The organism is Streptomyces lasiicapitis (assembly GCF_014646335.1).
Lineage (GTDB): Bacteria > Actinomycetota > Actinomycetes > Streptomycetales > Streptomycetaceae > Streptomyces > Streptomyces lasiicapitis.
Genome location: NZ_BMNG01000016.1, coordinates 30,013 through 44,959 on the forward strand (window position 1 = coordinate 30,013; position 14,947 = coordinate 44,959).

The window sequence follows — 14,947 nt, forward strand, 5'->3', positions numbered from 1 at the left end:
CAGGGGGCGGGTTGTCCGCAGTGCCCGTGCCCGGCGGCGGTTCCGAAGAGCCTAATGGCTCCGGGGAGTTGTCATTCACGCGGCGTAGCGTATGAGTCACCACTCCGCCCAACAGGCCTTCATTCAAAGAGCTTTGGCTCGCCACCGTTACGCCATGCCCTGCGCCACCCCTCGAACGACCCCACCGTGAACCGGAGCAGTCGCCGCAACTGCGTCGCGCAGGATCACCATGGCCGCATCGATCCCGGAGGCGTACGGCCCCCTCCCCTTCCGCTGGCGTCAGGAGTTTTCGGGGGGGCCGTTTCCCGCAGCCGGGAGGAACCTTCGTCACCGTGGGGAAGCCGTCTCCGCGCAGTGACTGTCCCGCCAGTCCAGGAACGGCCATGGGCGGTTGGTGATCACGCCGTCGACGCCCCAGGACGTGGCGGTCCGCCAGTCGTTGTCGCGGTCGACCGTCCAGACGAACACCTCGACACCGGCGGCCTTGAGCTGGTCCACCACCGCGGGGCGAGCCGAGAGCCCCTTGAAGTTGACCGAGTACGCGCTGAGGGAGAACTCGCGGGCCGTGGCCACGGGGTCCGGGTCGAGTTTGGACCGCAACAGCGCGACCCTGATCTCGGGGGTGAAGGCAACCGCGTCCCGCACCACGTCCTCGTCGAAGGACTGGATCATCGTGCGTTCAGCCATCCCGGCATCGGAGACGAGTCTGAGGACTTGACGTACGGCCGCAGACGTCTGTGGCCCCTTGATCTCCAGAAGGAGCCGGGTGGGCCTGGTCCTGAGCGAGGTCAGCACCTGTTCCAGGGTGGGAACTCGACCGCCGCCGTCCACTGTCAACTTCGCGATCTCGTCGGCGGTGAGACGATCGATGCGGCCCGTGCCGTCGGTCATCCTGTCCACGGTCGCGTCGTGCATGATGACCGGCCGCCCGTCCTTGGTGAACTGCACATCGGTCTCGACCCACTCGGCGCCGCCGTCAGCCGCCGCTTCCAGCGAGACGATCGTGTTCTCCGGGGCGACGTCCGGTGCGCCGCGATGTCCAACGGTGTACGGGGGAATGCAGCTGCCGGCCGAACTCTGCTCCGAGAGCCGGATGTTGTCGATGGTTCCGGCGAAGTGCTCCTGCCAGGTGCCCTTGTAGAAGAGCCGGCCGATCTGCAACGCGCTCTTTGCCCGCCACGGGGAAGCGAAGTCGGTGGCCTTCTCGGGCTTACCGTTGACGAAGAGCTGGATCTTCTTGGCCGACGCGTCGTACACACCGGTCAGCTGGGTCCAGGTACCGGCCTGCGCCGCACTCGAACTCATCGACCTGGCAATCGGGGTGTCATCGGTGTCCTTCACATGCCGGTTGAACACCCACTTGTCGTAATACTTGGAGTAGTACAGCTGAAAGCCACTGGCACGGTTGCCCGCCTGCGACAGGAAGGTGTAGTTACGGTCCTTATTGTCGAGCTTGACCCACGCCGACACCGAGAACGACTGCGTCGTATCCACCACCGGCCCCGACGTCGCCGCATACGCAGACGACCCGTTCAGCTTCAACGCCGTACCTTGCCTACCCTCCACGCCCAGTTGCGCCCCGCTGCCGGCGAGAGTCGCGACCGGCCCTGCACCCTTGCCACCACTCACCCGCGCACTGCCCGAAGACTCATCCAACGAGAACGAAGCCAGCTCCTGCACGCGCGCCGGAAGCCGACCGCCACTCATCGCCGCAGCATCGGATGCTGTCACCGCCGACTGCACGGTCCGCACATCGTCGATAAGACCACGTGCATTCTCGTGCCATCCGCTCTTGTAGCGCAGTCGGCCGAGTTGCAGACCGCCACCGGCGCGCCATGGCGTGGTGAACGCCACCGACTGCTGCAACTGGCCGTTCACGAACAACGACAAAGACTTCTTCTCGGCGTCGTACGAACCCGCCAGATGAGTCCACACATCCGACTGCGCGGCACTCTTACTCATCACGCGAATGATGCCCGTGTCATCGGTATCCTTGGAATGACGGTTGAACAGCCACTTGTCGTAGTACTTGGAGTAGTACAGCTGAAAGCCACTGGCACGGTTGCCCGCCTGCGACAACAACGTGTAATTACGATCCTTGTCATCAAGCTTGACCCACGCCGACACCGAAAACGACTTCGTCGTATCCACCACCGGCCCCGACGTCGCCGCATACGCAGACGACCCATTCAGCTTCAACGCCGTACCGTCCTTGCCCGCGACGCCCAGCTCAGCGCCACCCGCCAACCGCGCGGCGAACTCCTCGGCCACACCCCCCGACAACCGCCGCGCTCCAGCACCCTCATCCAGCGCGAAATGGGCCTTCTCCGTCAAGGAACTGTTCACGGCAGTCACGGCCCGCGCATCAGGCAATGCCGCAACAGGGCCGCCCGATACCGTCGTCCACACCATTGCCGTCAGTACTGATATCAGCAGCGAAAACGGCAGCGTCGATCTGATCTGCAATTTCATTACGAGACCTCGCTAGTCGAGCGATCAGGCGCGGCGAGCGCAGGGCTCACGCGCCCGCAAAGAACGGGGGGTTGGCCCGACAGGAACGCTGTCGGGCCAACCCCCGTTACGAATACGGCCTACTGGCCGCTATTTCTTGACGCGGATTCCGTCGTTGAGGATCTCGGCGGCATCGACGGGCCGGTCCCAGACGCGGACGTTGTCGATGGTTCCGACGAAGTGCTCCTGCCAGGTGCCCTTGTAGAAGAGCCGGCCGATCTGCAAGGCGCTGCCGGCCCGCCACGGGGTGGTGAAGGCGGCTGCTGCCTGCGGTTTGCCGTTGACGAAGAGCTGGACCTTCTTGGCCGAGGCGTCGTACACGCCGGTCAGCTGGGTCCAGGTACCGGTCTGCGCGGCACTCGAACTCATCGACCGGGCAATCGTGGTGTCATCGGTGTCCTTCACATGCCGGTTGAACACCCACTTGTCGTAGTACTTGGAGTAGTACAGCTGAAAGCCACTGGCGCGGTTGCCCGCCTGCGACAGGAAGGTGTAGTTACGGTCCTTGTTGTCGAGCTTGACCCACGCCGACACCGAGAACGACTTCGTCGTATCCACCACCGGCCCCGACGTCGCCGCGTACGCGGTCGACCCGTTCAGCTTCAACGCGGTGTCGATCTTTCCCTCGACACCCAGTTGCGCCCCACCGCCGGCGAGTGTCGCGACCGGGCCCGCGCCCTTGCCACCACTCACCCGCGCACTGCCCGAGGACTCATCCAACGAGAACGAGGCCAGCTCCTGCACGCGCGCCGGAAGCCGACCGTCACTCATCGCCGCAGCATCGGATGCTGTCACCGCCGACTGCACGGTCCGCACGTCGTCGATGAGACCGCGCGTGTTCTCCTGCCAAACACCCTGGTAAAGGAGTCGGCCGAGCTGGAGACCGCCACCGGCGCGCCATGGCGTGGTGAACGCCACTGACTGCTGCAACTGGCCGTTCACGAACAGCGACAAGGACTTCTTCTCGGCGTCGTACGAACCCGTCAGGTGAGTCCACACATCCGACTGCGCAGCGCTTTTGCTCATCACGCGAATGATGCCGGTGTCGTCGGTGTCCTTGGAGTGACGGTTGAACAGCCACTTGTCGTAGTACTTGGAGTAGTACAGCTGGAAGCCGCTGGCGCGGTTGCCCGCCTGCGACAACAACGTGTAATTACGGTCCTTGTTGTCGAGCTTGACCCACGCCGACACCGAGAACGACTTCGTCGTATCCACCACCGGCCCCGACGTCGCCGCGTACGCGGACGACCCGTTCAGCTTCAACGCCGTACCGTCCTTGCCCGCGACGCCCAGCTCGGCGCCACCGGCCACCCGCGCGGTGAACTCCTCGGCCACACCCCCCGACGACCGTCGCGACCCGGCGTCCTCGTCCAGGCCGAACCGTGCCTTGCCGCTGAAGGTGCTGCCGTCGAGCCACGAGCCGATGTTGTCGGTGCGGGCGGCGACCCCGTTGGCCTGGCCGGACTGGCCCAGGCAGTCGGCCTGATCGGCACGGCTCTGTACGGCCGTTACGCGTCCCTTGCCATCGAGCACCGGGCCTCCGGCATCACCCTTGCAGATCCGGCCGCCCGCCAGCTCCAGGGTGGTGGCCGTCGCGGTGGCGCCGGTCACGTCGCTGTGATGGGGGCTGGTGGGCACCCATTCGGTGGCGGTGCGGCCGTATCCCGCGGCGACCAGTGACGCCTCGTCAGCGGAGGGGCTCCCGGAGAGCGTGGCGGGGGTGACGCCGGTGACGGGAGTGGCCAGCCGGGCGAGCATCACGTCCCTGTCGCCGCGGGGTATCAGGTAGTTGATCTCCACCGGGGCCCGCCCGGCGAAGGCGGCCGTCGCGTCGAGCTTCGGCGCGGCCGCGGCCCGCATCGGCTTGGCTGGATTTTCGGCGAAGCAGCTCGCCGCGGTCAGCACCCAAGTCCGGTCGATGAGGGTACCGGTGCAGCTTCGTCCTCCCTCGTATCCCGGCTTCTTCACGGTGATGCGGGCCAGCCAGGGACGGGCAGGATCGCCGGACAGCTTCGGTGCGGGCTTGCCCTGCCCGATGCTGATTTCGACCAAGGTGTGCTCGCGGGACTGCGGGTCGGTGGACTCGCCGACCGGCGTCCACTCGTTCTTGCCGACCTCGACTTCCTGCTTCTTGCTGTCCGGTGCGGTGAGCGTGATGTCGGCGGCGTGGTCGGCGCTCCCCTTGACCGCGAACACGGCCGGGACCTCCAGCGTGAGGTAGCCCGAGTCGCCGGTGACGCGGAAGCAGGTCTTGCCGAGCTTCCGCGACCACACCTCCATCAGGTCCGGCGAACTGCCGCACTCGGCGAGGACGATGTGGCCGTCGCCGCGCTTGAGGCTGATCCCCTTCTCTTCCTTGATCTTGTCCGCGCCTGGATAGGCGAAGTCCTCGATCGCGTAATCGGGCTGGCTGTCCGCGACCGTCACCGTCGGCACCCGGGGTGCCTGGTCAGGGGCGGCGAGGGCACTGAGCGCGGTCGCGCAGGCCGCTGCCGCCGCACCCGTGACGACGATCCGCCGTGCGAGCTTCATACAAGGTTCCTTGCTGAATGGCGAGTTGAGCCGCGCCGGCCTGTCCTGGACAGGCCCGCCGAGTGCGGTGCGGCGCGGCACAGATTTCCAAGATCCAAACATGGGGTCGCGCCCCCAGGCCATTCAGCGAGTCATACCAAAATCAACCAAACCGGCTCATAGAGGTTTTGTATCTCTTGTCACGTCTTTACTTCATGTGCACGTGTGGCCCATCTGGTGCTTACGTGTATATGGTCACGACTTGTGTCCCGCCGTGTCCCCGAAGAACTCCCGTACGACAGCACGGGACATGTGCGCGATGAGAACGACACGACCATGTCTGGCGGCTTGCTTCGTCAGCGTGCCGCCGCCAGGCGCCATCAGATAGGACCACCTTGGACACCACCTCTTGGAGCAGACGGCGCTTCCTCACGGCCGTAGCGGTCACCACCGCCGCCGCTGCCACTTCAAGCCTCGTCCTCAACCCGATAGCGGCTGCGGCAGCCCCCGCGGACGGCGACGACGCCGACGGAGACCCGTTCGCCCTGCCCGACACCGACCGGGCCAAGACCGTCAAGGCATGGCTGACGGGCGGCAAGGCCACCCGCGCCGCCGCCGAGTTCGCCCTCCTCGGCTCCGACGCCGACGTCCGGACCTTCCTCGGCCAGGAGCTGCCCAGGGCAACGGTGGAGGACAACCGGGTCGCCGTCATCACCTCCCTGGTCGGCGCCGGAAAGGGCACGCGCCGCGAGGCCGTCCAAGCGATCGACGGCGACGACGCGACCATCGCCGCCTTCCTCAAGGGCGGCTACAAGCCCGCCATCATGGAAGACCTCCGGGTCGCCACCACGACCGTGATGGCCACCGGTGACAAGGCCGTACGCCGCGAGGCAGGCGCCGCCCTCGATGCAGACACCCAGCAGGCCCTGGAAGCCTTCCTGACTGACGGTCAGTACTCCGCGCAGGTGGAGGACATGCGGGTGCAGGTGTCGAAGATGCTCACGGACGCGGGACCGGAGGTGAAGAAGTACGCATCCCGCGCCCTCTCCGGCACCGCCCAGGACATCGAATGGTTCCTCGACAGCGGCCAGCACATCGCCCGGGCCCGTGACCAGGAGTCCGCGACGATCGAGGAACTCGTCGCGGTCGTCGAACGAGAGGGCAAGAAAGCCGACGCACAGACCAAGCTCGCCGAGGAGGCCTCCGCCCGCGCCGTGAAGGCGGCCGAGAAGGCGAAGGAGGCTGCACAGAAGGCGGCCGCCGAGGCGGAGGCGGCAAAGGAGGACGTGGTCAAGTCCGGCAAGGCCGCGCGGAAAGCGGCCGGCGCCGCGAAGGGTGCGGCGGACGCCGCCCGCACCGCCATCCGCGCCTCCCACGCCGCAGTCGCCGCCTCCCGCCGCGCCGCCTACGCGGCGACGGCCGCGAGCCAGGCCGCCGCCACCGCCGGGAACGCCGCCGCCCGCGCCTACAACGCGGCCATCGCCGCCTCCAAGAACGCCGGACAGGCGGGAGCCGCGAAGAACGCGGCGATCGCCGCGCGCAACGCCGCAGCCCGGGCCCGCACCGCCGCGAAGGCCGCCGACTTCGCCGCCTCCGCCTCCGCGCAGGCAGCCTCCGCCGGTTCCGCCTCCGCCTCCGCCGCCCGCAACGCCGCCTCCGCCGCCAACAGCGCCGCCGCGGCGGCCTCGGCAGCGGGCAAGGCCCGGGCCGAGGCAGCCGAGGCCAGACGGCAGGCGAACATCGCCAGCAACAACGCCGCCATCGCCACCAACGCCGCCGGAAACGCCCAGGCACTGGCCAACACCGCGGCGAAGGCGGCCCGAGCCGCGCGCGACGCCGCCAACTCCGCCGCCGGCCACGCGGAAAAGTCCGCCGACGCCGCCGAGTGGGCTGCCAAGTACGCAGGGAAGGCGGTCGAGTACGCCAAGAAGTCCCGCGAGTTCGCCGATGAGGCGACCAAGGCCGCGAACAACGCCACCGCGGCCGTCACCGCGGCGGTCAAGGTGGAGAAGGAGGCGCGGGAGGCCGAATGGCAGCGCCTCGACGAGGACATGAAGCAGGCCATGGAAGAGGCTCGGCTGCTCGCGCAGATAGAGCAACAGGAGCGGAGCGAACTCGCCGACAAGCGCACCCAGGCACAGCAGTCCGACAAGGCCACCAAGGACCTCGTCGCCAAGGCCGAGGCGGCCCTGAAAGCCGGTGACACAAGCCTTGCCGGCACCCTCGGCCGCAAGGCGGCCATCGCGTTGATGAACTCACGGGGCACCTGGTCACGTGAGGCCGCGCGGTTCGCCCTGTCCGGCGCGGACGCCGACATCCACGCCTGGATCGACACCGACCGGCAGCTCGCCCAGGGGCAGGACGACCGGGAGACCCTCCTCTATCTGGCCCAGGTCTCCACACCGGATGTCGGCGAAGCCGTGACCAAGGCTCTGGAGAGCGCCGCCCCGGACGCCGCCACCGCTTTCCTCGGCACCGGCATCGTCGAGGCCGCCGCGATGGACAACCGCGTCGCGGTCAGCCGCGTCCTGGCCGGCGACCCCGGCAAGGCGGTGAAGAAGGCCGCCAACGAAGCGCTCGACGCGGGCACCGCCGAGGCCCTGTACGACTTCCTCAGCGACGCGTACGAGACGGCACAGCGGGATGACGACGCGGTCGCCACTGCCGCGATCATCGCCAAGGCGGGTCCCTACACCAAGGCCCACGCCCAGGCGGCGATGGAAGGCCCGGCGTGGATGCGCCGCAACTTCCTTGCCTCGGTCCAGTACAAAACCGCGCAGCTCGACCACGACTCCGCCACCCACATCGCCGCCATTCAGGGCGCGATCGCCGCCGCCGCGAAGATCGCGCACAAGGCGCAGGAAGTCGCCGCCCGTGCGCAGGAGGCCGCGGCCAAGGCTCGCGACGCCGCCACCGAGGCACTGAAGTGGGCGGACAAGGCAAAGAAGTCGGCTGCGCAGGCCAACACCTACGCGCGGCAGGCGGACGCGAACGCGGACACGGCCGAGAAGTCGGCCCGGGAGGCACAGGCCTCGGCCGACAGGGCCAAGCAGGCAGCCGCCACCGCACGCACAGCCGCACGCTCGGCCAACTATTCCGCCAACCGCGCTGTCGACGCCGCCCGCTCCGCGACGACCTCCGCCAACTCGGCCCAGGCATCGGCGACTTCGGCCCGCGCCTCCGCCGTCCAGGCGGGCAAGGACGCGAACACGGCGGCGGCAGCCGCGACCCAGGCCCACCAGATCGTCAGGGACAAGCGGAGGGCCGAAATCGCGGCAGCGGCCAAGAAGGCGGCCGCAGCGGCGCGCAAGGCCAAGCAAGCCGGGAAGAACCCGGCCGACACACCCGAGAACGACAAGGTCAAGGACGGCCTTCCCTGGTGGAAGGAAGGGTCGAGATGGCTGGCGAACGCCACCAACTGGGCCAGCATCGGCACCGGGTTCATCTCCGCCGCCCTCGGCATCGGCGGCCTGGCGGTCGGCATGATCTTCCCGCCCGCCGTACCGTTCGTGGAAGGTGCCGCCGTCGGTTTCGGCTACGCCTCTCTCGGATTCGCCGGACTCAACGTCCTGTTCACCGGAATCGGCTACGGCTGGTCGAGCGGCGAGTTCAAGCAATCCATCGGAAGCGCGGCCCTGGGCGTCCTCACCTTCGGACAGTCCAAATGGATCGGTGCTCTCGGCGGCGGTAAAGTCGTCACCAAGGTCACGGAGTTCGGGCACGATCTCATTTCGCCGGTGACCGGCCTGCTGGGATCCCTCGGCTGAATAATCGTCATAGGCATCAAGGATGGCGGCGAACGGGCCGCCATCCTTGATGCGCCGTCATTCCTCCACTTGCACTTGCTGCTGAAAGGACCCCCGTGCTCGCCCGGCTCCCTCTCGTCTGGCTGCTTCTCATGGCAGCCCTTGCCACCTTCGCCTTCTGCTTCGCCATCGATAGATGGATGAAGGAGCGCAAGCTGACAGTGGTTTTTCTCGTCATTTCGGTCGGCTGCTGCCTCGGCATGATCGCCGTCGGCGGCGCCCAGGTCCAGAACTGGAACGCTCGGCAGATGCTGGTTCTGTACTCGTTCGCGTGGACCGGTCTCACCATCGGCATGTTCCCGACCAGAAAGCTACTTATCACATACGGTGACGAATATCGTCACGGCATACAGAGAGAGAAGTACGAGTACCCCAAGCGATACTTCGCCGCCCTCCTTTTCTCAGTCATCCTCATGTGTTTCCTGGCCTTCGTACTCGCGACCTAGAGAATCCAGCACACCGCGCCAACAGCAAGAAGTGAACCCGCCGTCGCCGCTGTGCGGCCGGACTCGCCACTCACCGGCGGCGTCCACAGGGTTCGGCCACCGCACGGAGGCGGCCATGTACACCGCGAAGGACCCACAGTGAAGATCGCGTTCCTGATCAACAACGCGTACGGCATCGGCGGCACGATCCGCTCGACCCTGAACTTGTCCGCGGCATTCGCCGTCCGGCACGACGTAGAGGTCGTCAGTGTGCACCGGGTCCAGGACGAGCCCGCCCTGCCCGTCGACCCGCGCGTGCGGCTGACTTCACTGATCGACATGCGGGAGAACAGCCCGACGTACGAGGGACATCACGAGCTCACTCGGCAGCCGTGCACGATGTTCCCCGACACTGGGGCTGCAGCCGCCTCCAAGCGGCTTCCCTACTCCGCGCTCCAGGACCAGCGCATCGGCGAGTACCTCGCTCATACAGATGCGCAGGTGGTCATCGGGACCCGGCCCGACCTCAACGGCTATCTCGCGCGCGACGGACAGGCGCGCTATCTGCGCATCGGGCAGGAGCACCTCAGCCTCGACGCCCACGCCGCGCGTCTGCGCGGGCACCAGAATGCGGCCATCGGGCACCTCGACGCGTTCGTCACCGTCTCCGAGGCGGACGCGGCCCAGTACCGGGCAGCCCTGCCCGAAACGGCAACGTCCATCCTGTGCATACCCAACAGCGTGCCCACACCGGACGTCACCCCCTCGTCCTTGGACACCAAGACCATCGTCGCCGCAGGGCGACTCGTGGCAGTGAAGCGCTACGACCGGCTGATCGCCGCCTTCGCCAAGCTCGCCACCGAACACCCCGACTGGACCCTGCGCCTCTATGGACGCGGCCCTGAAACGGCCCGCCTGCGCGCGCAGATCGAGAGCCTCGGACTCTACAACCAGGCCTTCCTGATGGGGCCCGTGTCTCCCATCGACACCGAGTGGGCCAAGGGCTCCATCGCCGCGGTCTCCTCCGACATGGAGTCCTTCGGCATGACCATCGTCGAAGCCATGCACTGCGGCGTACCAGTCATCTCCACCGACTGCCCGCACGGCCCCGGCGAGATCATCGACCACGGACAGGACGGGCTCCTCGTCCCCCTCACAGATGACGCCGACGCCTTCGCCCAGACGCTCAAGCAACTGATCGAGGACACCGATCTACGTCATCGGCTCGGAGCCGCGGCGCGCGCCAAGGCAGCAACGTACGCCCCTGCCGCCATCGCCCACCGCTACGAAGCCCTCATCCACGACCTGACCCCGCGCCCCTCCCTGCTCACCCGCTTGCGCCGCACCCTGCACCCCAGCACCCCGCACACCGCTCCGCCCAGGCCCGACACGTCCCCAGCGCCGGCAGGGGATCCCGCAACGCGGATCACTACTCACGCCCGGGCCACGCCTCAGGGCGGAATGACCGTGGCCTTCGACGCGGCCACGCTGCCACCGGGCGCCCTTGACCTCGTCCTGCGCCTGCGCCGCGACCCGGCCAAGACCGAGATACGCCTGCCCGTACCAACGCCCGCACCCGGCACCGAACTGGACATCCAGGTCACCTTGGACGGCGCCACCCACTGCATGCCGGAGGGACGCTGGGACTGCTATCTCGCTCCGCGCGGCACCAACCAGCGCACCCGCCTGACCGCCCGCCTCGTCGAACAGGCCCCGCTCCATGGCCTCCCGCCCTTCACCGGCCCCGAGGGCGTGCGCTCCTGGATTCCCTACACCACCGCGGACGGGTTCCTGGCCATACGCACCTGGCTTCGCCCCGCCCACGCCGAAGTGCAACACGTCCACATCGGCGGGCAGTCGGCCTGCGTCACCGCCACGCTCCACGGAAGTCTCACGCCCGACATGCCCGGACCACAGGCAGTCATCACGGCGACCTCACGCACCGACGCGGCTCACGACATTGCCATCCCCCTGGACGACACCGACGGACGCACCTTCCAATTCGCCCTCCCCTACCCCCAGTTCCTGGGACACCGCAGCACGGAGCACGACCTGTGGGACCTACGACTGCTGCCTCGCCCCACGGCCCGGCCCGTCCCTCTCGGCCGTATCGGCGGAGACCTCGCCGACCGCAAGAAGACCGATGTCGTTCCCGCCGTCACCCTCGAACACCCCGCACGCGGAACCACGCGGGCCAAGCCCTTCTTCACCATCAACAACGACCTCGCCGTGAGCCTTCGCGACGCCACCACCGCATGACCTCGTGCATTCTGTTGCCGACAGGGCTTGATCCTCGCGGTACGCCGTTGTCATGAGGTACGCGCAAGGGTGGGGGCTGTCGGACGGGAGTCGGCAGTTCCGCGAGACGATCCGCATGATGGCCGCCGAACTGTTCGCCTCTGGTGAGCCGAGTTCGGTGATCGCGACGGAGTTACGGGGGGGGGCCGACCGCCTCGGCCACCGCCAGCCCTCAATAGTCCGTCTCAGCCGCCGGGGTGCTCACCCACCGCGAAGCGATACGAGGAGTTCTTGAAGATGCTCCGCGACGGCACCTGCTACGAATCCCGGCTGACGGCCGCGGTCACCTGACCCGCGGCTCCGCGAGGAGGACTACCTGATCAGCATCGACATCGAACCCGAGCACCGGATGGCCGTAACTGCCCTCCGGATCCATCAGCACCGGCTTGCCCAAGCGCCGCCCGGTCTCACCGAGGAAGCCACAGAACACATCCAGTCGCTCCTGCCCCTGCAACTCCCGCAGATCGACGTCGAAGTCGATCTCGTCATCGGCATGGAAGCGGAAGATCGCCAGCACATCGACAGCCGGCCACACCCGCAGGCCCGGGCACTCGGCATCCGCAGAGCGGGCCAGCACGTCCGCCGCCCGCGGCACCGCAAGCACCATCTCGCCTTCGGAGTACTGGCACTTCCAGCCCCGCTCAACGACAAGATCGAGAACCGACTGCCAGTCCTCCACCGAAGCATCCGGGACACGCACATCCGGCAGCGACCCCATCAGATCCGGATCGAAGAAACAGCTCACGTCGTCCCACAACAGATCAGCCACACCGCCATGCTGCCCGGCTCTCCGACTCAACGCAGCCCCATTTCCCTTGGCCAAAAAGATAGGGGCACCCCCCGGCAGGCAGTGAGCAATCCGGTCCGAGGATGCGCGCTTGAGCTACCGGACCGTCCCTCGTCTCGTGGGTGATGGGCGCACAACACGCTGCGGCAACCTCGTCGGTGGTGGTGCTGTGGCTCAAACAGCCGATCCGCCGCCGGCCTCGGATCTCCACTGCAGGCCTTGAACTCCGGGACACACGACGAACGGCGCCCGCAGCCAGTAGCGCTGGCTGCGGGCGCCACACCAACCTCCTCCTGGATGAACCCAGTCAACCTGGGTGCGCAGAGTGATCCGTTGAGGTGGAGAGGGCGGAGGTGCCCGCTCCCTCGCGGCCGTGCTCACCCGGGGCCGAGCCACCTACTTCAGCGCCTCGGCCTGCTGAGCACCGACCGTCCGGCCGTCCCAACTTCAGCGCCCTGCTGAAAACTCCGGCTCTGCCTCGCCGAACGGGGCGGGAGCCGGTACCTTGGCCTTCGCCGCATTTCAGCTCATGAGGAACTGGGCCGGCAATTCCCGCCGCTGGATCAGTCGGAACTCGGCAAGCTGCCTGCCCCCACGCATCGCGCGCGGGCACGCTCGGCACTCCAGGAGGCGTTGCGTCTGCTGGAGATGCTGGCGGATCCGCGCGCCGCCGAAGTGCGGGCGCTGCTGGACACCTTCGATGATTGACGGGGCCCGCAGTGGACGGAGCGCCGAGGGCTGCGCCTGACGACTTGAGACCCATATCCCGCAGCCGGCTTGGGAGTTCCAGGGAACCCCGCACGGCTGGAGGCCGTGATGTCCACAGAGAGCAGCATCCAGACGGGGAGCCCTACTGGAGGGCGTGCACCATGAGCCGACGACCCGCACGCCTTCGGCGGCAGCGGCACCTACGGCGCATCCAAGGCCGCCCCCGTCCACGCGGCGCGCAGCGCCTTCTTGTCCACCTTGCCGACCTTGGTCGTCGGCAGCCGGTCCAGCAGGATCGTCCTCCGGGGTGTGTACAGGTCTCCCAACTCGGCCGTCACTGCCGCGCCGACGGCGTCCGGGTCGATGTGGGCGTCCTCGGCCGTGGCGAGGAAGATCTGTACGGCTTCCCCGTAGTCCTCGTCCGGCACGCCAAGGGCCGCTGCGTTGCGTACACCGGGCAGCGTGAGCAGGAAGTCCTCAAGGACGCGCGAGTAGACGTTGTCGCTGGTGCTGCCGGTGACGATGATGTCCTTGACCCGGTCGACGAGATAGAGGTACCCCTCGGCGTCGAGGTAGCCCACGTCCCCGGTGCGCAGCCAGCCGTCGTGCAGCGCGGCCGCCGTACGTTCCGGGTCCTCGTAGTAGCCGAGCATCACCGTCTCGCCCCTGACACACACCTCGCCGACCTGCCTGACGGGCAGTGCCGCCGCGCCGTCCTCGCCACGGATCTCGATCTCGGTGTCGGATATCGCGCGACCGCAGCTGCCCCAGAGTTCGGGCCGCCGGGCCGCCTGCGAGGCGAGGTCCTCCGCGCCGAACGCGGCGATGCCCAGTGCCTCCGACTGCCCGTAGCCCTGGCTGAGCACGGGCCCGAAGACCTCGACCGCCTGCTGCAGCCTGCTGGGCGACGAGGCCGCGCCGCCGACGACGATCCGCCGCAGCGCGGGCAGGGTGCCCGGCTCGCACTCCGGGTGGTCGAGAAGCGCGTACAGCATGGGCGGTACGAACATGGTGGCGGTGATCCGCTCCTCGCGCAGCACCGTCAGTGCCGCGCCCGCCTCGAACTCGGGCAGCACGACGAGGGCGGAACCTGTCACCAGCGCCTGAATCGACGTGAGGTGGCCGCTGGCGTGAGTGAGCAGTGTGGCGGCGAGCACCCGGTCCGCGCCCGGGGTCATGGTCGGGAAGAACCCGGTGCGGGAGTGTTCCGGGTCGTCCTGCGCCAGGTCCACAAAGGCGTCGTAGAGGCGGTGGCTGTGCGCGGCGAGCTTGGGGCGGCCCAGGGTGCCGCCGGTGTAGAGGACGGTGACGGCCTCGTCGGCTCCCGGGGCGGGCACGTCGTCGGGGCGCTCCTCGGGGCACTCGGCCGCCAGGGCCAGCAGGTCCGTACCCCCCTGTGCGCAGGGCCCGAGGCTGAGCAGCACCGGTGCGTGGACGCTGCGGCCGGCGGCGTCGGCGGCCCGCGCCGCGAAGAGCGGGTCGGTGACCACGGCGCGCGCCCTGGACTGCTCGACCAGCGCGGCGAGCTCGCCGGGCCCCGGCTCGGGCGGCAGGAACACGACGCGGCAGCCGATGAGATGGACCGCGAGCTGCACCAGGACGGAGTCCACACGGTTGGCCAGGAACAACCCCACTCCGTCGCCGGGTACGAGCCCGATGCGGCGCAGCGCGTGCCCCAGACTGAACAGCCTCCGCCGAGCCTCCCCCCGGGTCAGCCGCTGCGCACCCTGGACGAGCGCTTCGGCGTCCTCGTCCTTGTGCCAGTGCTCCAGGATGTGGTCCACGTACGTCCGCGGCTCGGCAGTCTCCTGCGCATTAACGATCATGGGCACATGCAAACATGCCGTTCAGGGGCCACTACCTCACAGGGGACGGATTCGGCCATCAGCCAGCGGAGTATC

7 protein-coding genes are annotated in these 14,947 nt (G+C 68.0%); 3 read left to right on the forward strand and 4 right to left on the reverse strand.

Annotation, left to right across the window (positions count from 1 at the left end; genetic code table 11):
* Positions 1-327 precede the first annotated feature (327 nt).
* Entirely contained in the window at positions 328-2,472 is a 2,145-nt protein-coding gene (locus IEY91_RS31895; protein WP_189176654.1) for a glycerophosphodiester phosphodiesterase family protein, read from the reverse strand.
* A gap of 129 nt (positions 2,473-2,601) precedes the next feature.
* Positions 2,602-5,043 (reverse strand): LamG-like jellyroll fold domain-containing protein, encoded by a 2,442-nt coding sequence (locus tag IEY91_RS31900; RefSeq protein WP_189176655.1) that lies wholly within the window; start codon positions 5,041-5,043, stop codon positions 2,602-2,604.
* A gap of 374 nt (positions 5,044-5,417) precedes the next feature.
* Between IEY91_RS31900 and IEY91_RS31905 the strand changes: the two genes are divergently transcribed.
* The 3 genes from IEY91_RS31905 to IEY91_RS31915 all read left to right on the forward strand — a co-directional run bounded on the left by IEY91_RS31905 (position 5,418) and on the right by IEY91_RS31915 (position 11,512).
* Positions 5,418-8,789, forward strand: coding sequence for a hypothetical protein (locus IEY91_RS31905; protein WP_189176656.1), 3,372 nt, complete (start codon positions 5,418-5,420; stop codon positions 8,787-8,789).
* 95 nt (positions 8,790-8,884) lie between these two features.
* A complete protein-coding gene (locus IEY91_RS31910) occupies positions 8,885-9,274 on the forward strand; it encodes a hypothetical protein (RefSeq protein WP_189176657.1) in 390 nt (129 codons plus the stop codon).
* A 138-nt stretch (positions 9,275-9,412) separates the two neighbouring features.
* Entirely contained in the window at positions 9,413-11,512 is a 2,100-nt protein-coding gene (locus IEY91_RS31915; RefSeq protein WP_189176658.1) for a glycosyltransferase, read from the forward strand.
* Positions 11,513-11,834: 322 nt separating this feature from the next.
* Here the strand turns inward: IEY91_RS31915 and IEY91_RS31920 are convergent, their stop codons facing one another.
* Both IEY91_RS31920 and IEY91_RS31925 read right to left on the reverse strand, forming a co-directional pair.
* Positions 11,835-12,320 carry a hypothetical protein gene (locus tag IEY91_RS31920; protein ID WP_189176659.1) on the reverse strand — a complete coding sequence of 162 codons (486 nt, stop codon included), beginning with the start codon at positions 12,318-12,320 and terminating at the stop codon, positions 11,835-11,837.
* Positions 12,321-13,246: 926 nt separating this feature from the next.
* Positions 13,247-14,872: a class I adenylate-forming enzyme family protein gene (locus tag IEY91_RS31925; RefSeq protein WP_229697356.1), complete on the reverse strand. Its 1,626-nt coding sequence runs from the start codon at positions 14,870-14,872 to the stop codon at positions 13,247-13,249.
* Positions 14,873-14,947: the final 75 nt, after the last annotated feature.